General features: G+C 38.4%; 25 protein-coding genes. 12 read left to right on the plus strand and 13 right to left on the minus strand.

The genetic code is table 11. From position 1 onward, the window contains the following. Positions 1-292 precede the first annotated feature (292 nt). Positions 293-631 (plus strand): GlpM family protein, encoded by a 339-nt coding sequence (locus ACE2AL_RS09225; RefSeq protein ID WP_206086439.1) that lies wholly within the window; start codon positions 293-295, stop codon positions 629-631. 98 nt (positions 632-729) lie between these two features. Beyond that, positions 730-1131 (plus strand): hypothetical protein, encoded by a 402-nt coding sequence (locus tag ACE2AL_RS09230; RefSeq protein WP_206086441.1) that lies wholly within the window; start codon positions 730-732, stop codon positions 1129-1131. A 54-nt stretch (positions 1132-1185) separates the two neighbouring features. Here the strand turns inward: ACE2AL_RS09230 and ACE2AL_RS09235 are convergent, their stop codons facing one another. After that, positions 1186-1968 (minus strand): class I SAM-dependent methyltransferase, encoded by a 783-nt coding sequence (locus tag ACE2AL_RS09235; protein ID WP_272539433.1) that lies wholly within the window; start codon positions 1966-1968, stop codon positions 1186-1188. A gap of 86 nt (positions 1969-2054) precedes the next feature. Beyond that, on the minus strand, positions 2055-2546 hold the full coding sequence (locus ACE2AL_RS09240) for an N-acetyltransferase (protein WP_272573208.1): 492 nt from the start codon (positions 2544-2546) through the stop codon (positions 2055-2057). Positions 2547-2673: 127 nt separating this feature from the next. On the opposite strand from ACE2AL_RS09240, the gene ACE2AL_RS09245 reads away from it, so the two are divergent. Continuing rightward, on the plus strand, positions 2674-3018 hold the full coding sequence (locus ACE2AL_RS09245) for a DMT family protein (protein ID WP_206086451.1): 345 nt from the start codon (positions 2674-2676) through the stop codon (positions 3016-3018). A 61-nt stretch (positions 3019-3079) separates the two neighbouring features. On the opposite strand, the gene ACE2AL_RS09250 is transcribed toward ACE2AL_RS09245, so the two are convergent. After that, entirely contained in the window at positions 3080-4231 is a 1152-nt protein-coding gene (locus tag ACE2AL_RS09250; RefSeq protein ID WP_206086457.1) for a histidinol-phosphate transaminase, read from the minus strand. Between the two features lie 269 nt (positions 4232-4500). Between ACE2AL_RS09250 and ACE2AL_RS09255 the strand changes: the two genes are divergently transcribed. Continuing rightward, positions 4501-5004: a DUF1543 domain-containing protein gene (locus ACE2AL_RS09255; RefSeq protein WP_206086459.1), complete on the plus strand. Its 504-nt coding sequence runs from the start codon at positions 4501-4503 to the stop codon at positions 5002-5004. Positions 5005-5058: 54 nt separating this feature from the next. Here ACE2AL_RS09255 and ACE2AL_RS09260 read toward each other — a convergent pair whose 3' ends face one another. Beyond that, positions 5059-5409 carry a hypothetical protein gene (locus ACE2AL_RS09260; protein ID WP_206086461.1) on the minus strand — a complete coding sequence of 117 codons (351 nt, stop codon included), beginning with the start codon at positions 5407-5409 and terminating at the stop codon, positions 5059-5061. Between the two features lie 165 nt (positions 5410-5574). Then, positions 5575-5799 carry a HEAT repeat domain-containing protein gene (locus tag ACE2AL_RS09265; protein WP_206086463.1) on the minus strand — a complete coding sequence of 75 codons (225 nt, stop codon included), beginning with the start codon at positions 5797-5799 and terminating at the stop codon, positions 5575-5577. A 278-nt stretch (positions 5800-6077) separates the two neighbouring features. Here ACE2AL_RS09265 and ACE2AL_RS09270 point away from each other — a divergent pair, with 278 nt between their 5' ends. Beyond that, positions 6078-6449 (plus strand): hypothetical protein, encoded by a 372-nt coding sequence (locus tag ACE2AL_RS09270; protein WP_375084264.1) that lies wholly within the window; start codon positions 6078-6080, stop codon positions 6447-6449. A 57-nt stretch (positions 6450-6506) separates the two neighbouring features. Here the strand turns inward: ACE2AL_RS09270 and ACE2AL_RS09275 are convergent, their stop codons facing one another. Together ACE2AL_RS09275 and ACE2AL_RS09280 are read right to left on the minus strand one after the other, a co-directional pair. Beyond that, the gene (locus tag ACE2AL_RS09275; RefSeq protein ID WP_241016902.1) at positions 6507-6878 is read right to left on the minus strand and encodes a hypothetical protein; all 372 of its coding nucleotides are present in this window, start codon (positions 6876-6878) and stop codon (positions 6507-6509) included. A 357-nt stretch (positions 6879-7235) separates the two neighbouring features. Then, positions 7236-7487 (minus strand): DinI-like family protein, encoded by a 252-nt coding sequence (locus ACE2AL_RS09280; RefSeq protein ID WP_206086467.1) that lies wholly within the window; start codon positions 7485-7487, stop codon positions 7236-7238. A gap of 598 nt (positions 7488-8085) precedes the next feature. On the opposite strand from ACE2AL_RS09280, the gene ACE2AL_RS09285 reads away from it, so the two are divergent. Beyond that, a complete protein-coding gene (locus tag ACE2AL_RS09285) occupies positions 8086-9546 on the plus strand; it encodes a sodium:alanine symporter family protein (RefSeq protein ID WP_206086469.1) in 1461 nt (486 codons plus the stop codon). Positions 9547-9708: 162 nt separating this feature from the next. Continuing rightward, a complete protein-coding gene (gene yddG / locus ACE2AL_RS09290; RefSeq protein WP_206086477.1) occupies positions 9709-10605 on the plus strand; it encodes an aromatic amino acid DMT transporter YddG in 897 nt (298 codons plus the stop codon). A gap of 47 nt (positions 10606-10652) precedes the next feature. Here yddG and yidA read toward each other — a convergent pair whose 3' ends face one another. Both yidA and ACE2AL_RS09300 read right to left on the minus strand, forming a co-directional pair. Next, on the minus strand, positions 10653-11465 hold the full coding sequence (yidA, locus tag ACE2AL_RS09295; RefSeq protein WP_206086479.1) for a sugar-phosphatase: 813 nt from the start codon (positions 11463-11465) through the stop codon (positions 10653-10655). A gap of 226 nt (positions 11466-11691) precedes the next feature. After that, positions 11692-12075: a helix-turn-helix domain-containing protein gene (locus ACE2AL_RS09300; protein ID WP_206086481.1), complete on the minus strand. Its 384-nt coding sequence runs from the start codon at positions 12073-12075 to the stop codon at positions 11692-11694. A 349-nt stretch (positions 12076-12424) separates the two neighbouring features. Here ACE2AL_RS09300 and mgrB point away from each other — a divergent pair, with 349 nt between their 5' ends. Next, complete coding sequence (mgrB, locus tag ACE2AL_RS09305) at positions 12425-12556, plus strand: PhoP/PhoQ regulator MgrB (protein WP_371007564.1); 132 nt, start codon at positions 12425-12427, stop codon at positions 12554-12556. A 231-nt stretch (positions 12557-12787) separates the two neighbouring features. Then, a complete protein-coding gene (locus ACE2AL_RS09310) occupies positions 12788-14161 on the plus strand; it encodes an amino acid permease (protein WP_272539430.1) in 1374 nt (457 codons plus the stop codon). Positions 14162-14223: 62 nt separating this feature from the next. On the opposite strand, the gene pagP is transcribed toward ACE2AL_RS09310, so the two are convergent. Beyond that, complete coding sequence (gene pagP / locus ACE2AL_RS09315; RefSeq protein WP_206086485.1) at positions 14224-14799, minus strand: lipid IV(A) palmitoyltransferase PagP; 576 nt, start codon at positions 14797-14799, stop codon at positions 14224-14226. Between the two features lie 574 nt (positions 14800-15373). Between pagP and ACE2AL_RS09320 the strand changes: the two genes are divergently transcribed. From ACE2AL_RS09320 to thiD, 3 genes are all read left to right on the plus strand, one after another. Continuing rightward, positions 15374-16930 carry a YjjI family glycine radical enzyme gene (locus tag ACE2AL_RS09320; RefSeq protein ID WP_375084265.1) on the plus strand — a complete coding sequence of 519 codons (1557 nt, stop codon included), beginning with the start codon at positions 15374-15376 and terminating at the stop codon, positions 16928-16930. Then, positions 16902-17768, plus strand: a complete 867-nt coding sequence (locus ACE2AL_RS09325; RefSeq protein ID WP_206086488.1) for a YjjW family glycine radical enzyme activase — start codon at positions 16902-16904, stop codon at positions 17766-17768. The genes ACE2AL_RS09320 and ACE2AL_RS09325 overlap by 29 nt, the downstream gene beginning before the upstream one ends. A 183-nt stretch (positions 17769-17951) precedes the next feature. Then, on the plus strand, positions 17952-18749 hold the full coding sequence (gene thiD / locus ACE2AL_RS09330) for a bifunctional hydroxymethylpyrimidine kinase/phosphomethylpyrimidine kinase (protein WP_272573203.1): 798 nt from the start codon (positions 17952-17954) through the stop codon (positions 18747-18749). Positions 18750-18798: 49 nt separating this feature from the next. On the opposite strand, the gene yegS is transcribed toward thiD, so the two are convergent. The 3 genes from yegS to baeR all read right to left on the minus strand — a co-directional run bounded on the left by yegS (position 18799) and on the right by baeR (position 22345). Next, complete coding sequence (gene yegS, locus ACE2AL_RS09335) at positions 18799-19698, minus strand: lipid kinase YegS (protein WP_206086493.1); 900 nt, start codon at positions 19696-19698, stop codon at positions 18799-18801. 439 nt (positions 19699-20137) lie between these two features. Further along, a complete protein-coding gene (gene yegQ / locus ACE2AL_RS09340; protein ID WP_206086495.1) occupies positions 20138-21523 on the minus strand; it encodes a tRNA 5-hydroxyuridine modification protein YegQ in 1386 nt (461 codons plus the stop codon). Between the two features lie 126 nt (positions 21524-21649). Beyond that, positions 21650-22345 (minus strand): two-component system response regulator BaeR, encoded by a 696-nt coding sequence (baeR, locus tag ACE2AL_RS09345; protein ID WP_272539428.1) that lies wholly within the window; start codon positions 22343-22345, stop codon positions 21650-21652.

Genomic DNA, 22345 nt, shown 5'->3' on the forward strand with positions numbered 1-22345 from the left:
GCGATAAGTGAATCAAAATTATCCTATAGACTAAAACGTTATATATAGTCACGCGAAAGCATCAGGCGTAGGGACTAACTCAATGTATCGGCACTCGTGATGGATACTTTACATGCAATAATATGACTTAGTTCATAAAAATGAATGAAATCTAAGTGTGTTTACTTATTTTTTGGAATGGTTAACAAAATGAAAAGAAAATTTATGAGCTATTGTTTGAATTGATAATGCTGTTAACTTTTCAATAGTAAGAAATGATAATAAGCTAAATGTAAAAAGGAATTAAACTCTTATGTTTTCATTATTCTTAAAATGTCTAATTGGTGCTGTAGCTGTACTTATCATTGCATTATTTTCACGGAGTAAAGTTTATTATATTGCTGGGTTGGTGCCTTTATTTCCAACTTTTGCGCTTATCGCACATGTGATTGTTGTGCAGGAGCAAGGCACTGAGGCATTAAGAAAAACTGCATTATTTGGGTTATGGTCATTAATTCCTTATGCTATGTATCTACTTACAGTTTATATATTTGCAACGAAAATGACGGCTTGGGGTAGTTTGAGTTTAGCAACAATAATATGGATAATTACTGCTGCTATTTTAGTTTATATTTGGCAACTTATTCAGTAGATTATAAAAATAAATGGCCTGATTCGCTTTGAGGTCGCAAAACAATAAGTATAAACTATAATGATGTTTACTGTTTTCTCATGGATTATCTATATAAAATGTTATTAAGATCTTTAGTTCTATTACTTGTTGCTGGGTGTGCATACATAGCGGGGATCATGACCGAAGTGACTATTGACCCAGAATTAGATACGGATAGTAGAGTGAGAAGCTCAGTTGAAGACTTCTTGGCATATCCGTCGGCAGCAACGTACAAAAATGTAAAATATTATGTACTAACGAAAAGTGATGAAGGTGAGGAAACAGGATACTACTGCGGTGAAGTCTTTGGTTTTGAAAATGAATTACCCCATGGCTATAAGCGATTTATTGTTAGGCTACATAAGAATAAAACGGGTAAGGTGATGATTTCAATTCCATTTGTTGAAAAGACAGATGATATTATTCCCCCTGAACAATTTGAATCTGTTTGGGAGCGCTATTGCCACCGTGGTGAATAGCCTATCTTAGATAATTAACATTGATTAGCTAATAGTCTAACTAATGTAGGATTTTTAGCGGATTTTAATCGCTAATGTTGATAGGAATGTTGGTAAATAACGGTCAACAATAAAACGTGGATGTGGCTGCCAATCTTCCTCAAATCCTGCAATATGAAAGCCAGCTTTAATTTGTCCACCAATTAAATCATTTAAAGAATGGCCAAACACAAAGGCTTCTTGGTGTTCAGTCTTGTATGCAATTTGCTCTTCAGATAAAGTGCTTAATTCCGAAAAAGGCATAGTATAACTTGGTTTTATAAGGCCTTGCTCATGGTATTTTTTATCCCGGTCGCCAATAAAAACTACGGGGTTAAAAAAGCTAGATAATAATTTTCCTTCTGTTTTTAATACACGATGGCATTCTTGCCATACAGGATTTACATCTGGAATATATAGGTTAGATATAGGGTGGAAAATAATATCAAATTCTTCGCGAGCAAACATAGATAACGAACGCATATCACCTTGTACAGTTTCTAATGTTAAATGATCGCGTTCTGCGACCATTATATCTTGTTCAAGTTGTTTTATTGAAAAGTCAAAAACGGTAACTTGAGCACCCGCAGCTGCTAATACAGGAGCTTGCTGACCACCGCCAGATGCAAGGCAAAGAATTTTTTTCCCTTTAATATCACCTAGCCAATCTTTTGATACTGGGGTAGGGGTAAGGTGAACTTGCCAGTGACCTTGTTTAGCATCATGAATGGTTTGTGAATCCACAGGTGTCGACCAAGCTTGTTGCGACTCTGCCTGTTTGTCCCATGCCTTTTGGTTTACAGTAAGAAAATCTGTCATAAAATGTACTCTTTAATACAATAATGTATCTAGTTTATCAAAACGTGAGCAAATTAAAATAAAAATGTACTGGGTGGTACTAAAAATTATCTGCCGATAACTAAATAGTATTCTATTTCATCGAAAATAAAGTTAGCGACAACACTCATACCTAATTTCTGGTGAGCCGCTAATGAACGTAAATTTTTTGTGTTAATAAAAGCAACAGGTTTACCTGTATTGAGTGCGCAAACTTTGTCATATAAAGTTTTGAGGATATCTTTGCCTCTGTATTCTTTATTGATACAAACAGGCCCATAAAACCAATTATTTTTAACTAGGTGAGGAAACTGTTCGATAATAAATGAAGCTAAAGGGGGTAATGTGGCCGATGACGACCTAAAGCTAAAAACCACACCGATAACGTCTTGAGCCGCTACCGCAATAATGGTTCCTGAGCTTCCCATCAACATATCCTTAACCTTAGGAAGTGGAAATTCGCCAAGAAGCTCACCATGGTTAGAAGGGGCATTAGCTTGTAATAAATGAGCGACTTTGAGGCTATCTGTCAGATCCATTAAGCGATATTGAATAAACATTTAACTCTCCATTTGTCTTAGCTGAAATAAATTTTAGAATGAAATAATTAGCCTAATTACACCTTATTGAAATCGTGATTTTTTCATTTCATAATGATGAAAATTATCTTCTTACTATGAAATTAACATGCTAGCAAAATTATACCCTGTATTTTTACTTATCATTTCAAATGTGTTCATGATGTTTGCTTGGTATGGACATTTGAAGTTTACGACGAAACCTTTATATGTGGTGGTATTTTTTAGTTGGCTAATTGCTTTTGTTGAATATTGCTTTGCTGTACCTGCAAACCGGTTGGGGCATCAGTTTTATAGTGCTGCAGAATTGAAAACAATGCAGGAAGTTATCACTCTTTGTGTTTTTGTGCTCTTTTCAGTTTTATATTTAGGAGAGAGTATAACAGTTAATCATATTATTGGTTTTGCCCTTATTTTTGTGGGGGCCTTCTTTATTTTCAAAGGCCCTTTTTAAAAAATAAAAGGGGGAGATCAATACCTGTTCCTTTTATTTTGGTAGCGCTGGAGGGGCTATGTTATGCCCAACCTTTTTTGTGAAATTCTTTTAGGACTGTGACGAATTGTTCCATTTCTTCAGGAGTTCCTAATGTTAAACGGTTCCAGCCTACAGCGGGTGGGAATTCTCTTCCTACCATCACATTTGCATCTGCCATGCGTTGCTTATAGGCTTTTACATCACCTTTTACTTTATGGAAAATAAAGTTTGCCTGTGATGGGGCATATTCGAGTCCAATTTCTTTTAGTGCAGTTTCGACAATTTTACGCGATAAATTATTGGATTTAAGACTGTTTGCGATAAAGGTTTTATCTTTTAATGAGGCGAGGGCAGCAACAGCCCCTGCTGTATTTGTGTTATCAATAGATAAAAATTCATCTACGGCAGTAATAACCTCTGGTATCGCTATTCCATAACCAACACGTAATCCCGCTAGCGCAAATATTTTTGAAAATGTTCGTGTAACAATAAGATTTTTTTGGCCTTTTTTAACTAATTCTATTGCACTGACAAAGCTAGGGTCTTCGACAAACTCAGCATAAGCCTCATCAACAATAAAAAATTGGTTATCGGGAGCTTTACTCATCCAGCCATCTAACTGGCTATGAGGGGTAATCATGGCAGTCGGGTTGTTTGGATTACAGATATAAATCATGGATAAACCATCAAAATTATTTGCCGCTTGCTCCATTTTTTGTAAATCAAAAGATAAATCTGCTTTTAGAGGAACCTTTGTAATTTGTACACCAAGTGGAAGTGAGTACAGCTCGGCATAATTAAATGTAGGATCAGGGGTAACCAGTTGAATTTTGATCCCTTGGTTTCTAGCTTTATTTGCCAACATGGCAACAGTGGCTTGAATGGTTTCTGATGAGCCATTACCTATGCTGACATGTTTATCAGATAAATCATAAAGAGAGCCAATACTAGTGATTAATTCAGCTCTAGCATCGTCAGGATAGCGAAAAGAATTAGGTAACGCGGCAATAATTGCATCTTTAGCCTTTGGTGACATCCCTAATGAGTTTTCATTGAAATTAAGCAATAAAGGATGCTTAGCATCAGGTAGTTTTACCGATGCTGTGTTAGCAGATGCTTGATTTATAAATGTATTTAGCGCTAATCCACCTGCTACTAATGAAGTGGATTTTAGAAATGAACGACGATCCATAATTATTCCCTGAAATTATTATTCTTGAGCTCATTAGATTACTCAAAATAACCTCAAAGTAAATAATTATATAGTTAAAATGATTTCTTATTCACTTTTTATGTTGCTGGTAGTGATCTCGGGTAGAAGGAGTAATGCTAATAAAGCTAATATGATGAAAACCATAGATAAAAATTTAGGTTGTTATTTTCTGCAAAATGGAAGATTGCAAATTGAATTTTAATGGTTATATAATTTATTATATAACAAGGTGGTAAATTGGAGTAAGAATGAAATTATTTATGTTTTACATTGGTGGTAATGCAGGCAAATCAAATATAGAGGTTCACGATATCCAGTTTGTTATTGCAGAAAAACCAGAGGATGCTTGGCCTACATTGAGAGAAGCTTGGTTTGGTGATAAAGATAAGATTCATATTGACGGCTATGCAGTTATTACATGGGCTGATGGTTTTGATGTGATCCTAAGCCGAGAACCATCAAAAACTAGCCATAAATTATATTTTGTTAATGTCGGCGGGTATACTCCAAACAGCTTAGCAGAATTGCACGAGTTTGATCTTTTTGTTGCGAAAACAGCGGATGATGCAAAACAAAAGGCAATTAAAAAGTTGCTAGTTAACAGTGAACAACAACATAAAGATAATTTGAAAGATGTGGATGACTGCGTATTCCTAGAGCAAGTTGGTGATTTTTATATTCACCTAACAGAAAACAAACAGGGAGAACACTTTGTCCCACAGTGGCAAGGTTATCAGCCTATTGGCCTGTAAGAATAATCAGGTCAAATAACTAACAGGGTAGCATTTACTACCCTGAGTTTTCAATTACTGGGCTTGTACTGGTGTATTCGGTGTGATTTCGACCACGGCAACTTTAACCATATATTGTTTGCCGTTTTCACCTTTAGGAACATCTGCAACTATTTTTTTAAGAGCTTCTTCTGGTTGACTTGTTTGTATTGACGTTGAATATTGCATCATACCTTGGTGGTGTCTATTATAGTTATTATTGCGATAGTTATCGCAAGGGCGATTATTATACTGTTGCTGATTTTGGTACCCGCCTCGATGCCAAGAACCATTACTATTTCCGTAGCCATCACCATGATATGCGAATGTTGAGAAACTTGCTGCCAATAAACTTGTCGAAATAATTAACGGTTTAAGAATATTCATATTTAATCCCCTTTAGAATATTTATTAATTATTATATTGGCAGTTAAATAAATTAATTCAATTTAATTTACTTATATAAATGAATAAATCATATTTCATACAACTTTAATTCATTATTTCTTCATAATGAAGATGAATTGTTAAAATAATTAAATTACCGTTAATTTATGGGTTTTCTGAAAAGAATTTAGCAAGTTTGCTGAGTGAGGTGATTGATGCAACAGCAATATCTTTATTGTAATCGTCGCATAGATTTAATAAGCGGTCTATGGCATGTTGCTGTTCAATAGAACATTTATAATCACCGAGTGCATTAATTGCTGCAATTTTAACATCATTGTTTGTACCATAAGTTAATTCAACTAAATTTTTAACGATTTTTTCTTTCATAAATTAATTAACAATAAAGATATTGGAATGTGTTAAGTATAAATCGATAAGAAAAAACTTAAAATGTTTTTTTTATCAATGATTAATAAAATAATATAAAAACAACTAATGCTAATGAAAATAAATGATTTTCATGAAAAAATGTTATTGGTTATTAAATAATAAAATGCGTACAAGAAGTCACAAACTAGCGACCTCAAAGGCTCATTTTGTTCACTGTTATGGCACTTATGTCATTATAATGAGTTAAGCAAACATATCATATGAAGGATAACTGGTTGAAACGTATAAAAACAAAGCTCTTGATCGTTTTATTGTTAGCTCTAGGGGTTTTTGGCTATCATTTTTATAACACTATTGGTGATTCAGACGTTGAAAGTACAGCTAAGCAGTTGGTAGATAAGAAGTTAAACCAATCAGGCGAGATTACATTTAAGGACGTCAGAATCGCTTTGAAGAGTGAATATAAAGAGGGAAATAGCTACCGAGTTTGTGGGCTATATCGTACGTCTTCGCAAGATGAGATGCTTCCATTCGTTGCCAACGTGAGTGTGCAAGAAGGTAAAATTTCAGAGCATACTCAACTGATTGTGAGTGAAACATCAGAGCTAAAATTATCAATAGAAAAATTATGTGCTAAAGCACCTTAATATGAAAAAGAGCGCAATTTTACTGTTGCGCTCTTATCTCGATGAGATTTATTCTGATTACGACTTGTTCAGGAGTAACTCAGTTTGAATTTTACACGCAGAGATTGAGTCATTTAATGATTTAGCAAACTCTTCGTCATTCTTGAACTGAGATTTATTGCTACGAATTGCATCAATAGCGGATGTGAGGTTTTGGCGAAGGTCTGTCTCAACTGTCTCCAGCTTTTTCAAATCGACATTTTCATTTTTCAATTTTGCAATTGTTTCAAGGGTTAGGTCACTACTGCTTTTGTTAGTGCTGTATGCTTCGTTTAGCGCTTGACCTGTTATTTCACAATAATCCTTGGCCAGTTCACTAATATTTAAAGGGGCATTGGCTGCCATGGTTATAGCTGGTGACAGGCAAAGAGCCAGTAATAAACGCTTCATAGTCATACCTCTGTTTGCACTCAATGAATAGTTATTCTAAATAATATCTAGAAATTACTATAGCAGATTAGGACTAAAACGGGGATGTTGTGTTGCATTTCGCACCATTTCATAAAAAAGAGCCAGTATAAATACTGGCCGCTATAAATTAGCAAAAGCAATGTAAATGAAAATTACGTTATATACTTTATCATATAACGATTAAGGGTAAAGCGATTTTAGTGAAGAGAGTGAAAATACCTTATTAACTATGATCTTGATCAGGCTTTAGGGATATGAAGATAAAAGTTGGAAGGGAAGAGATAAGAAGCTGACTGTTGCTATAAAGCGACTGTCAGCTGCTGTAAATAATGGTGATTAATTATTTTTTAGCCAATGGCCGTGTTTTAAAACATCTTCAACAAGCTCATGTAAAACGATATGAGCTTCATTATCGTTATGAAAACCCTTAGTTGAGAAAGTTGTTGGCCCACTATCATGGGTGATCAATAAGTTACTGCTAGGGTAGACCTCTAAAACACGCGCTTTTAGCTCTGCACAAAACGCATCATAAGTTTTAGCAGGGAGCTGTTCAATTGAGTCATCAGATACTTTAATCGTAATTTCCATATGTTAACCTCTTGTCAATAAAGCGAATTTACGTTCAGTGTATTGTTATCAGAAAGTATAAGCAATATTCGTTTTTTGATTATCATAATGTGATTTTATGTGCTGAGTTTTTTTATGAAATAATAAAATAGCACTATTTTAAATTTAAATTAAAAATGGTTATTGCTTATTTTTAATTTAATTTAAAAGCGATTTTTATATTTAAAATAATAAATTCAATTTAATTTTATGTAATGAATTAAGATTAACCATTAACTAAAATAGTTAATGGTTTAAATAATCAGCTAAAAATCAAACGATTGATTTTTTAAGTCGGGTAATTTTCTCTTGTTTTTATATCTTTGATTTTTTTGATTATTTTATTTTTTCTGCATTTGGCTTAATTTGGTTTTTTGTATTTTTGGCGGTTAATGAACAGTGAGAAGAGAAATGAATTTACATTAAAGATAAAAAAATATAATTTCATGACAGATTGGATTTTACATTAATTATATTTTTGTTTTTATTTTAGTGGTTATATTTAAATGTTTAGCTGATATGGGGCAAAATTAATTGCTAACGAGTTACGTTAGCTTATTTAATAAAAAAGGAGAGTGATTTGATAGAATTTATAAATTCATTAACGAATATTATTTGGGGTTCGCTACTCATTTATTTGCTACTCGGTGCAGGGTTGTATTTCACGATTCGTTCAGGTTTTATTCAAATTAGGCATTTTAGTCATATGTTTGGTATTCTGAAAAATAGTAAACAATCTGATAGTTCTGGGATTTCTTCATTCCAGGCATTATGTACCAGCCTAGCAGCGCGCGTTGGAACAGGAAATTTAACGGGTGTCGCTATCGCATTAACAGCAGGGGGGCCTGGTGCGATATTTTGGATGTGGGTAGTGGCTTTACTTGGAATGGCAACGTCATTTGTCGAATGTACACTAGCACAGCTGTATAAAACAAAAGATGACCAAGGAAACTATCGTGGCGGGCCTTCTTATTATATGCAAAAGGGCCTGAATCAACGTTGGATGGGTATCCTTTTTTCTGTTTTTCTTATTATTGCATTTGGGTTAGTATTTAATGCCGTTCAGGCTAATTCAATCGCTCAAGCGACCGCAGTTGCTTTTGACTTCAACCCACTTTATGTCGGTATCAGCTTAGTTATTCTGAGTGGTGTGATTATTTTTGGTGGATTAAAATCAATAGCAAAAGTGGCAGAGCTTGTTGTACCTATTATGGCGCTCGCTTACCTGCTTTTAGCTTTCTGGGTTGTTGGACACCATATCGAACGCTTACCCGATGTGTTTATGATGATTATTCGTAATGCCTTTGGGCTACAAGAAGCTGCAGGAGGCGCAGTGGGTTATGGTGTCGCCCAAGCGATGACTCAAGGCATTCAGCGGGGCTTATTTTCTAATGAAGCGGGAATGGGGTCAGCACCAAATGCAGCAGCATCAGCCTCTCCTTACCCACCTCATCCAGCTTCCCAAGGATATATTCAAATGCTTGGGGTCTTTATGGATACAATCGTGATTTGTAGCGCAACAGCGATTATTATTTTATCGTCTGGGGTATTAGATAGTGGGGTTGATAAAATTAATGGCATTGAATTGACACAGTTAGCATTGTCATCAGCGGTGGGAAGTTGGGGGAGCACATTTATTGCGATCGCGATATTTTTCTTTGCTTTTACGTCAATCATTGCAAATTATGCTTACGCAGAAAGTAATATGATCTTTTTGGAGAATAACCATACTGCGGGGCTATTTATTTTCCGCATAGCGGCACTTGGTATGGTGATGTTTGGTGCGTTGGCTGAAATGCCATTTATCTGGAAGTTAGCTGATTTATCTATGGGGTTAATGGCTGTGACAAACCTCATTGCAATTCTTTTATTATCGGGGATCGCATTTAAACTAGCCAAAGATTACAACCAACAATTAGCCGCGGGGAAAATTCCCACATTTGATATCAACCAACATCCTGAATTAAAAAAACAATTTGAAGAAGGGATTTGGGAAAAAGATCAGGTTGAAAAATGGGTTGAAAAAGAAAGCTCCCGTTAATTAATAAGATATTAAATCATAAAATTCTTAGGGTAATACCTAGGAATTTTTTTTATGTAAAGAAAAGTGCTTGCATTCCAATGTGTTGAGCTATAAGGTTTTTTAAAAGAATAACCATTTTGTTATCGGACATATTGTTTGGGGTAACTGGCAGAGAAAATCATGAAATTAGGTCAATACGCAGCGACACTGTATGGGGTTATTTCTATCCTATTGTGGAGCACCATGGTTGGGCTGATCCGTAGTGTTAGCGAAAACTTCGGCCCTGTCGGTGGCGCGGCATTAGTGTATACCATTGGTTCGATTGTTTTAGTTTTAGCAATGGGCCTTCCAAAAATAAAACAATACCCTAAACGTTATTTATTTTGGGGGACATTACTGTTTGTTAGCTATGAAATATGTTTTGTGCTAGCACTGGGTTTAGCCAATAATCGTCAGCAAGCGATTGAGCTAGGAATGGTAAATTATCTATGGCCAAGTTTTACTATCGCTTTAGCTGTTTTTTTTAATCGCCAGCGTTTTACCGTATTACTTGCTATAGGGTTAATTCTTGCGTTTATGGGGCTTGTCTGGGTTATTTCTGGCGATCAGCCACTTTCCACTGAGTCTATTTTAGCCAATATTCAAAGTAACCCACTCTGTTATTTTCTAGCCTTTATTGGCGCGATCTTCTGGTCATTTTATAGCAATGTAACGAAACGTATTTCAGGTGGGCACAATGGAATGGTGTTATTTTTTATAATGACGGCAATAGGGCTGTGGATTCTCTATTTATTTAGCACACCAAGTGAATTTAATCTTACGACAAATAGCCTGACGCTTCTCCTTATCGCTGCTATTGCGACAGGTGGGGCGAATGCATTGTGGACTTTCGCTGTTATCAAAGGCAATGTGGCCTTTTTGGGCACACTTTCATATTTCACACCCGTTATTTCAACAGCCTTTGCATCCATTTTATTGAGTACTGCATTAACACTCGGTTTTTGGCAAGGGGTATTAATGGTAACAATTGGTTCAATTATTTGTTTTCTTGCGACCAGGCAAAAGCAGGTTAAATAGAGAGAAAACAGCTCAAAAGGTGGGCTGTTTTCTGTTTGATTTAGAGATTACACATTAATAAATTTATTTATGGCGATCGCCACACCATCTTCTTCATTGGTTGTGGTGACAAATTTTGCCATTCTCCGTATGGGCTCAGCCGCATTTTCCATCGCGACAGAAACGCTGGCATATTGCAGCATTTGAATATCATTATTTTGATCGCCAATACTCATGACTTTATCGGGTGTAAGGCCTAATTTTTCACAAATAATCTGAAGTGCAGCACCTTTATTCGCTGCTTTATTAGATATTTCAAGAAAATAAGGGCTGGTTCTCGTTAAGGCATAATTGTCGAAGACATTTTCAGGAATGTAACTAATACCTGTTTCTAGGGTTTCAGGATGGTCAATCATCATAAACTTCGTGAAAGCAAGGGACGTGTCCATTTCATTGACAGGACAATAAACCAATGGGGTATTAGTGAGATAGGCATCCATCACAGTATAGTGGCTAATATGACGATTAGCAGTGAACATCGTATTGTCCGCAAGTGCATGCATGTGAATACCTACATTTCTGGCAAGTTCTTCAAAATACTGAAAATCATCAAAATCTAACGGTACTTCCACTAAATGGCTGCCATCGCTAGCTTGATGGATAACACTGCCATTATTACTTATGCAATAATTATTAGCGGTATTTAAGCCTAACTCTTTAAGGTAAGGGGCGATCCCTGAAAAAGGGCGTCCTGATGCGAGTACAACATAAACCCCTTTTTGACTGGCTTGTATGACGGCATCTTTAACTGCTGGGGAGATTTGGTGTTGGGGATTGAGTAATGTGCCATCTAAATCAATAGCAACCAGTTTGATAGACATCCACTGCCTCCTGAAGTTAATACATTACCACAGTACCTTACTCTAATTATTCGGAATGTAAATTATCTAAGTGGGTATAAATTAAGTTATGGATACGCAAAAGTGTCCTTGAACAGTGCATAATTTCAGCGGCTGTTCAAGGTATTAAACTGGATGCTTGGTTGAAATGACAATGTGTTAGAACATTAACTAGTAAATTCAAAGAATTAATGTGATTAACACATGTTCACTCATACTCTCGGGTTAAGTGCAGTGGTTGTTTTACATCGAGTTGAATTTGGTCATTTTGCCTAAAATCAAAGGGTGTAATGCCATACTCTTTACGGAACATATAGGTAAAGTGAGATTGGGAACCAAAACCAAAATCGAGAGCGATATCAAAGATAGATTGGCTACTATTACGTAATAAATTAACAGCCCCTGCTAAACGGCGCTGGCGAATGTATTTTCCTAAGGAAATTCCGGTGACTTCTTTGAATATTTTTTGCATATGCCAAAGTGAGTAGCCAGAGTAGGCTGCGAGCTCTTCTAGATGTATGACTCGACCCAAATGTTCTTCTATCCATTTACTCAACGCATAGACAAGTGCTAAGTGGTTATCTTGTGGCATCTCAAATAATTTCTTGTTTTACGGTAGTAGAAGTATACACAACTTCATTTCCCCATGACAAAGGCTGGTTGTGCGATATTCAGCAATTTTTGAATAAAAAAAGCACAAACAGAATAAGTTAACAAAGGATAGCGCTTAAAATAAGCATAATTATTGTAAAGATGTGCCAATTGCTTATTTTCCTCAAATTTCAAGTAATGAATTGGCGTACTATTCGCTATTCGAAAATTTACCCGCAATGCAGCCAAAATGCACAGTCATAAAATGATAGTGCATAAGCATTGTAATCATTTGAAAGATAAAAATCATCTTTGTTATTCTGAAGGAATGCCCAGTGTTCAGCCGTATCATTGTTATCACCGTGAGTGTTTTGTTAGTTTGCTTGTTTCTTTACTTACTTGCTATGGATAACGTGTGCGATCAAGGTGGAGATAACTTTATTGTTGGAATTTGTCGTGTAACCGACTTGTTACCATTTTGAATTTGCTTTTTAATGCACAATACTTGATATTGAAGCGCGATAATAATTATTCAGTATCGTTGCGTAATGGATGAATAAAGGTAGGCAATAAATCAAAAATACCTTTAAGTATTTTAAATGCAAAAACAGCATCATAAGAATGTGGTTTTAATAAGAAAATTCAAATAAACTTGTCCGATTATTATAATTTTGGACGATAAAAAGCAAGTAATAGGACAAAAGGGTAAAGTTATGGCGCAAGAGCAGCAAATGCTAAAGCGGGGATTGAAAAATAGGCATATCCAGTTGATTGCATTGGGGGGCGCCGTTGGTACAGGCTTATTCCTTGGGATTGCAACAACCATACAAATGGCAGGGCCATCTGTTCTTTTAGGTTATGCATTGTGTGGCGTTATCGCCTTTCTTATTATGCGTCAACTGGGCGAGATGATTGTTCAAGAACCCGTTGCAGGTTCTTTTAGCCATTTTGCTTTTAAATACTGGGGTGGTTTTGCAGGTTTTTTATCTGGCTGGAACTACTGGTTTATGTTTATCCTTGTCGGCATGACGGAGTTAACTGCGGCAGGGAAATACATGCAACATTGGTGGCCTGAGCTACCAATTTGGGTATCAGCAGTGATATTTTTTATCGCCGTTAATGCGGTAAACTTGATTAATGTTCGTTCTTATGGTGAAACTGAATTCTGGTTTGCATTAATCAAAGTTGTCGCTGTTGTTGCGATGATAATCTTTGGTTGTTATCTCCTGCTAAGCGGTCACGGTGGGCCACAAGCTAAAGTGAGTAACTTGTGGGAATATGGCGGCTTCTTTGCGAAAGATTTTCATGGTCTCCTGATGGCACTTGCCATTATCATGTTTTCGTTTGGTGGTTTAGAGCTGGTGGGGATCACGGCGGCAGAAGCGGAAGACCCTGAAAAAAGCATTCCAAAAGCCATCAACCAAGTTGTTTACCGCATCCTGATTTTCTATATCGGTTCACTTGCAGTGCTGTTAGCGCTTTACCCATGGGTTGACCTTGATGGGAAAACGAGTCCATTTGTCTTAATTTTCCATGAATTAGGTGACTTGCTGGTTGCGAACACCTTAAACTTTGTCATCTTGGTTGCGGCGCTTTCTGTGTATAACAGTGGTGCTTACGCGACAAGCCGCATGCTATTTGGTTTGGCTCAACAAAATAATGCCCCAAAATTCTTATCTAAAGTGAATAAAGGTGGGGTTCCTATTATGGCATTGCTGGTTTCAGGTATTGCAACATCAGGTGGGATACTGATTAGCTTTGTGATGGAAGGAAAGGCATTCGAATTATTAATGTCTTTAGTTGTCACCACGTTGGTATTGAATTGGATTATGATTTGCGTCTCAAACTTGAAATTCAGAGCGGCAATGAATAAACAAGGTGTAGCAACTAAGTTTAAGAGTATCTGGTATCCATTTGGTAACTACCTGTGCTTAGCTTTCTTATTGTTAATTCTAGGGATTATTTTAACGATGGACGGGTTACGCGTTTCTGTTCTGATGATCCCGGTATGGATTGGTGTGCTGTGGATTGGCTATCAATTCTCTGGTGCGAAGAAGCAAGATGTCGCGAAACGCCAACAAAGCTAGAATTAAACGTTAAAAAAAGGCCAGTAGATAAAATCTCTGGCCTTTTTTGTATCACAGGGTTTTTACCACTGCCAACGCAACCAGGCAAATAGCACGTTTCCGTTATTGTAGGTTCCTGGAATATACGTTGCTTGAAGTGAAAGCCTGTCATATTCCACCGAAACTAAAGGAAGCGGTGCAGGGATTGGAATGTAATACATGTCCTTGCGTGCTGTGACACTTAGCGTGAAACCTGCTCCCATTCGAAAACCATCAAGATCGCCAGGGATCCACATTTTTTGATAAGCATAGCCACCAATTGGTTCCCAGTCGTTATGTGAATCTTTAAAGGCCATTGCATAAATAGCGTGCCAGTCATTATCTTCATCATAACGGTATTTACCAAAACCAATTCCCCAAGGACGTTCGTTGTATTCATCTGTTTTCTTCTTGTCATACATGGCACGGTTGTGCCATGTGACCGCAGGAACATACAGTTCATACTTATCGGAATCCCAAGTGGAACTGACATTCCCTTTGAAAGTATCCCAAAGATTGGTTGATTGGTTTTGTGCCAATGCAGGTGTTGACATGCAGACGGAAGCACCCATTAATATTGAGGCACCGATGACCCATTGTCTTTTTTTATAAACTCTCATTGAAGATCCAGTTCTTTATCGCTGATATAAATGATAATTAGCTCGCTAATGATTGTTAGATTAGCATTTTTATAATAATTATTAGCTGAATTATTTTAATTAAGATACACAAAAGATGACAGTATTTATTCAATTGTTAAGAAAAAATAATTAAGTGAGGCTATCCTAACAAGGTTATACAAGTAAAATTATTCATGGGGTATATATTAGCCTAAATTCACATTATTTCAGTGTATAGCTTTCCTAAAAAGTGTTCACGGAGGGCTTGAGCGATATTTTGAGGGGGAGGTCAGTTTCTAGACTTCAATTACATCATGGCTCGATAAGAAATGACGATTACTACACATATTGCTTGTTACTAATAGATTGTAATTTCAAAATATTTTAGGCTTTTACGGTGTTGTTATTAATAATGTTGACGCCGTAGACATTTATGAGAAAAAACGTGCAAACAATTCAAAAAAGTATGACGGGCGTCAAACCAAGAAAGCGCTCAATGGGATGAAATGCGTCTATAGGCGGCATATTGACTGCCCAAGGTGTGCTACTGCACCTAGACATATAAGGAACTCCTATGATGAAGCGCCAAGAACCTTTAACCGATTACCAAGCCAAATGTTTGGCCATCGCCACGGATAAGTTATTATCACCCAGACAAAAAGCTAACTTTTTAGCCATTGAGGCGGAAAGCAATATCCCCTATCTTTCAATGAGCAAGCCCTTAACTGAAGCGTTAAATGAGCGTGTTATTTGCGACATGTATGAAGGGAATGCGCCTTATAAGCCTCGTTATGTTTTACCTGATTATGTGAAGTTTCTTAAACAGGGCTCCAGCTACTTAGAGTTAGCCCCAGCAGAAGACTTTGACGATGCACTTAATCATTTGATGATTATTTATAACCATGTGCCTTCTGTCACTGGATTCCCCGTTTTTCTTGGGTACCTTGATAAAATTTTAATGCCTTATGTGGGGGAGTTGACGGAAGAGCAACTTTATCCGAAATTAAAACGCTTTTGGGTAATGTTGGATCGCACGTTACCTGATGCATTTATGCACGCGAATATTGGGCCTGATGACAACATTATTTGTCGTCTTATTCTGCGTATTGATGCGGAATTAAAGCAGGTTGCGCCAAATTTAACGTTTGTTTATCACCCGCAAAGAACCCCTGAATCGCTTTTTTTACAAGCCATTGAGAACATTTGTGAATGCAGTAAGCCGCATATTGCCAATGACCTTGTGCATAGTGCAGCATTCGATGAGCAAGGTTATGGTATTGTCAGTTGCTATAACTCTTTGCCTGTTGCGGGTGGGGGGAGCACATTGGTGCGAATCAACCTGCGTGAAGTGGCTTTACGCAGCCAAAACTCCGATGATTTCTTACAAAATCAACTGAAAAAATATTGCGATTTACAAATGGAGCTCATCGAAACGCGCAGTGCGTTTTTATTTGAAGAGTCTAACTTCTTCCAAACTAGCTTCCTTGTGCACGAAGGATTGATTGAGCCACGGCGTTTTGCGCCGATGTTTGGTATTTTTGGTTTAGCAGAAGCCGTCAATCTGTTAATGGAAAAAGATGGGCGAAAAGGCCAATATGAGCCAAATTCACCCGCGTTGCCGTTATCTTATCAAATCAGTGAACAACTTGCTGATTATGTTGAGTCGACCCCCGTTAAATATGGTTATAAACAGCGGGCGATGCTGCATGCTCAATCTGGGATCAGTTCAGATATTGGCACCACGCCAGGAGCGCGGTTGCCTTATGGGGAAGAACCAGACCCCGTTTCACACATTCAAGCCGTCGCGCCGCATCATAAACACTACCTATCTGGGATCAGCGACATCTTAACCATCGATGAAACCATTAAGCAAAACCCGCAAGCGCTTTTGCAACTGTGTAAAGGGGCATTTAGCTGTGGGATGCGTGAATTTACCGCAAATGTGGCCAGCAACGATTTAGTGCGTGTCACGGGGTACATGGTGCGTTTATCCGATATTGAAAAATTCAAGGCGGAAGGGTCGAGAAGTAATACCACGTGGTTAGGGGAAGAAGCGACAAAAAATTGCAAAATTACCGCACGGCAACAACGAGTGATTAGCCATGAGCAATCGATGCGCTACGCTGAATAAAATTATTCCGTTTTCTTGCGTTGATGGGCCGGGGAACCGGCAAGTGATTTTCTTGCAAGGCTGCAATTTGCGTTGCCTAAATTGCCATAACCCATACACCATGGCGTTGTGTGATGACTGTGGGGATTGTGTCGCTACCTGTCCCCATGGTGGTCTATCCATGGTGGATGGTAAAGTCATTTGGGACAATGTGGCTTGCCAGCTTTGTGATACGTGCCTGCAAACCTGTACAAAAAACTCAAGCCCAATGACAATACCATTGAGCGTGAGCGAGGCCATCAGCAGCTTGAATAAAAATGTGATGTTTTTAAATGGCGTTACGATCAGTGGTGGGGAAGCGACAACCCAGCTTCCCTTTATTATTGATTTGTTTAAAGCCATTAAAGCATCACCATTACTAAATCATTTAACCTGTTTTATTGATACCAATGGTCATCTTGCAAAAGCGGGGTGGGCACGGGTGATAGACTACACCGATGGAGTGATGGTGGATTTAAAGGCCTGGAGCGATGAATGTGCATTACGATTAACAGGGAAAGATAATCAGCGCGTTTTTGAAACAATTCAATTATTAGCAAATGCAGGAAAATTATACGAACTGCGCTTATTGTATATTCCGCAGCAAACGGACTATCAAGAACACATCGATGTGTTGGCGGAATTCATCAACACATTGCCATCAGCAACACGAATAAAAATTAACGCATTTCAGCAGCACGGTGTTAAAAATGAAGCGGCAAATTGGCTCGCTGCCACGCAAACTGAAGTGGAGGCGTTTGCGGCTCAGTTGCGCGCGCGCGGTGTTGAAAATATTCATTTACCGAATGTTTATTTATAAGACAAGCTGACCCTTCTGATATAAAAATACGGTTTTAATTCACTAACTCATTAAATTTCAGTCAGTAACCGCTGGCATTTGTTAAATGTTATGAGACAATTAACGCGGTTTTATTGTTTGTTATAAACCATATCTTACATCGATGATATTGACGTATTTTCTAATTAGAAAGGGGAGTCACTCATGCGTATTAATGCGTTAACCATTGCTGGAACAGACCCATCAGGTGGTGCAGGTGTCCAAGCGGATTTAAAAACGTTCTCGGCACTTGGGGCTTATGGAACCAGCGTGATGACAGCATTAGTGGCGCAAAATACGCGTGGCGTACAATCTGTTCAGGATTTACCTGCACAATTTGTTGCTGCGCAGCTTGATTCCGTTCTCAGTGATGTGCGCATCGATACTGCTAAAATTGGCATGTTATTTAATCAAGCCAATGTGGAGGTTGTCTCGAACGCATTGAAACAATATCCTATTCCGTTTGTGGTGTTAGATACCGTGATGGTTGCAAAAAGTGGTGATCCCTTACTGTTGCCAGAGGCGGTTGATGCTCTGCGCCAGCAATTATTACCATTAGTCTCATTAATTACCCCAAATTTACCTGAAGCGGCGGTATTATTAGATGAAAAAGTGGCGCAAACAGAAGGTGAAATGTTGGCACAAGGCTATAAGCTCCTTGAAAAGGGCTGCCAAGCTGTTCTGATGAAGGGGGGGCACCTGACAGATGCGCAAAGCCCTGACTGGCTAATTACCCCACAAGGGGAGTGGCGCTTTACTTCTGTACGTATTAACACAAAAAATACACACGGTACGGGCTGTACGTTGTCTGCGGCATTAGCGGCATTGCGCCCACGTCATCTTGATTGGCAGTCGACGGTGAGTGAGGCAAAAGCCTATCTGCAAGCTGCGCTAGAACAAGCTGATAGCTTGGAAGTGGGGCAAGGGATCGGGCCTGTTCATCATTTCCATGCATGGTGGTAACAAAACGAATATCAGGAAACTCGAGTCAGGTTTCCTGATATTAGACCGTTTAGGCTAACAAGTGGCATTGTGGTGGTAGTCTGCATTGTATGGCATTTGTTTGAACATGAAAGGTAAAGGAATCCCCTGATAACGGTTCTCCATCTAGGTTTAATACCATCGTGTGAGGGGAAGAAATTTTTACCCAGGTTAAGCTCTTTTCAATTAAATGCTCATTTTTATCCGTTGAAAATAAATTGCTTAATAAAGCGGGTAGTACGTCTCTTGAAGGGACTATCAGTAAATCAAGTTTGCCATCATTGATAAGTGCATGAGGGGTAAGTTGTTGGCCTCCACCCGCCTGTTTCCCATTGCCAATTGCGATAACCAGTGTTTCACCTTCCCAAGTAAAATTGTCTGATTCAATACGGCAGATATCTGTTTTTAGGGTATCTGGGCGTAAAAGGCCATTTATCACATAAGCCGCACCACCAAGTGCAGATTTAAGTGCTTCTGGCGTTTCTGTGGTGATCCGTGTGCCAAAACCCCCCGTTGCCATGTTAATAAAAAAGTATTTTTCATTAACCTGAGCAATATCAATGGAAACGGCTTTGCCTTTCACTGCGAGGGAGAGTGCAGATTCAATATCTAAGGGAATATTTGCACTCGTTGCAAAATCATTTGCGGTGCCCATAGGGAGAATACCTAAAGTAGGGCGCTTTTCAGCAGGAAATTGCATGAGTGTACTTGCAACTGCATTGATTGTGCCATCTCCGCCAGCAGCAATGACAGTGGCAATATTATTCGCTATGGCATCGGCAATAAAATCATGAGTGTCTTGTATTTCCCATGGAATCCGCACTGTTATTAAATAATTTTCTTGGCGCAAATGGGCTATGGCTTTACGCAGATCAGGGTTATTTGATTGCTTGCCGTTGAGAATAATCATAGCTGACTGATATTTAATCATAAATACTCATCCATAGGGTTTATTATCTAAAATGAGTATAAGGGGATTTCATTTAAGAAAGGAAATGTTTTATCTTTTTTACAGAAGAGTGGGTCAGGAAGAGAAAAGGTTTAGATAAAAGAAATGGCTAGCTCAAGGGAGATTGAGCCAGCCAAGGAGGTGGTTCCTAGTCTTATTTTATGACTTTCTAGTTCTTCGTTTTCGATAGTGACTATACGATATTGAATAACCAATTGATGTGATCTGTTGCATAAAATTGGATATTAAGTGCACTGTTCAAAGAAAATGTCAATAACGAGAATGATTCTCAAATACGAAATGGCACTTAAAGTGAAATTGGTTTATCGATTACCGATAAAAAAGCCAAAAATTCAAATAACTAAATTATGAATTCTTGGCTAGGTCATCATGTATTTTTATCGAAAATTATCGCTAAGCGTTAGCTTGCAATGGGGTTTTCTGACTGAGTTTGGTGGGGGTCGCGGGTTGTTGTTCCTGCAAGGTTACGGATCAACAAACCAAAATTGACATCAACGTCTTCAGGAATAGGCAGGTATACTACATGGCCGTTACCTGGTGCGACATCAATGGCTTCACCTTTACGGTTCGTTAATGCATCGAGCATAAACACAATGTTACCTGCAGGTGTCATCATTTCTAAGCTATCGCCCACGCTAAATTTATTTTTTACATCCACTTCCGCAAGGCCATTAACACGCTTACCCGTAAATTCACCCACAAACTGCTGAGTATCTGACACAGAATAGCCGTATTCGTAAGTTTGGTATGCATCATGAGTATGACGACGTAAAAAACCTTCGGTATAACCACGGTGAGCTAACCCTTCTAAGGTGGATAGCAACGTTGGGTCGAATGGTTTACCTGCGACAGCGTCATCAATCGCACGGCGATAGACCTGCGCAGTACGAGCACAATAATAGAAAGATTTAGTGCGGCCTTCGATTTTCAGTGAATGAACACCCATTTTAGTTAGGTTTTCAACATGTTCAATCGCACGAAGGTCTTTAGAGTTCATGATGTACGTGCCGTGTTCATCTTCAAACGCGGTCATATATTCGCCCGGGCGTTTGGCTTCCTCAATCATAAACACTTTATCCGTTGGCGCGCCAGCCCCTAATGTTGGGGCGATGTTTTGCACGGGAATGGGCTCATGAACATGAACAATATTGCCCACATCATCTTCTTTACCTTCTTCCACTTTATATTCCCAACGGCATGCATTAGTGCAGGTACCTTGGTTCGGGTCACGTTTATTAATATAACCTGATAGCAGGCAACGGCCTGAATACGCCATACAGAGTGCTCCATGGACGAACACTTCCAATTCCATGTCAGGCACGTGCTGGCGGATTTCTGCAATTTCTTCCAAAGACAATTCACGGGACAAAATCACACGAGTCAATCCCATTTGTTTCCAGAATTTTACCGATGCCCAGTTAACCGCATTTGCTTGAACAGATAAGTGAATGTCCATGTCAGGGAAGGCTTCACGCACCATCATAATCAGACCTGGGTCAGACATAATTAGCGCATCAGGGCCCATTTCGATAACAGGTGTTAAGTCACGAATAAAGGTTTTTAACTTGGCATTGTGTGGTGCAATATTGACCACTACATAAAATTTCTTGCCCAGCTCATGGGCTTCTTGAATGCCTTTAGCGAGGTTTTCGTGGTTAAATTCATTGTTACGAACGCGTAGGCTATAACGGGGTTGCCCTGCATAAACGGCATCGGCACCATAAGCGAATGCATAGCGCATATTTTTTAATGAACCAGCAGGGGATAAAAGTTCTGGTGTAAACATGGTTTGTCTCTATCTGATATCAAGTCAGCACCATTTCCGTGGAAATGGCGTATTAAGGGCGGTGATTTTAACGCTAATTGCGCCAAAAACCAAATATCCCTTAATAAAAGTACGTCTATTTAGCCTTTAAACATCATCCCAACGATAACCTAGTCCATAAATTGAACGAATAAAGGTTTTTTCGTTATCTAATGATTCTAGTTTTCGGCGTAAATTTTTTACGTGGCTGTCGATTGTGCGGTCTGTGACGACACGATGGTCATCGTAGAGAATGTCGAGGAGTTGATCACGGGAGAACACGGTGCCTGCATTATCGGAAAGAAATTTAAGCAACCGAAACTCAGCAGGGGTGAGCTCAAGTAATTTTGTGCCATAGCGCACTTGGAACGCATTTTCGTCAATAATCAATTGCGTTGAATGATGGGATTGAGATGGCTCATTGGCAACTTGGCAACGGCGTAAAATGGTTTTAACACGAGCAACCACTTCCCGCGGGCTAAACGGCTTACAAATATAGTCATCAGCCCCAATTTCTAGCCCTAATAAGCGGTCGATTTCCTCCGTTTTTGCCGTCACCATCACAATGGGAACATCACTGAATTTGCGTAATTCACGGCAAACCGATAACCCATCTAAGCCAGGCAGCATTAAATCTAATAAAATCAGGTCAGTGTGGTTATTTTGCACATAAGGAATGACCTCATCACCACGGCTTAATAAGGTAGGGAGGTAATTTGCTGCTTGCAAGTAATCAAACAAAAGTTGGCCTAACTTGGGCTCATCTTCCACAATCAAAACATGTGCATTGTGATTTTCTGCCAT

This window comes from Providencia xihuensis (assembly GCF_041953405.1).
Classification (GTDB): domain Bacteria; phylum Pseudomonadota; class Gammaproteobacteria; order Enterobacterales; family Enterobacteriaceae; genus Providencia; species Providencia vermicola.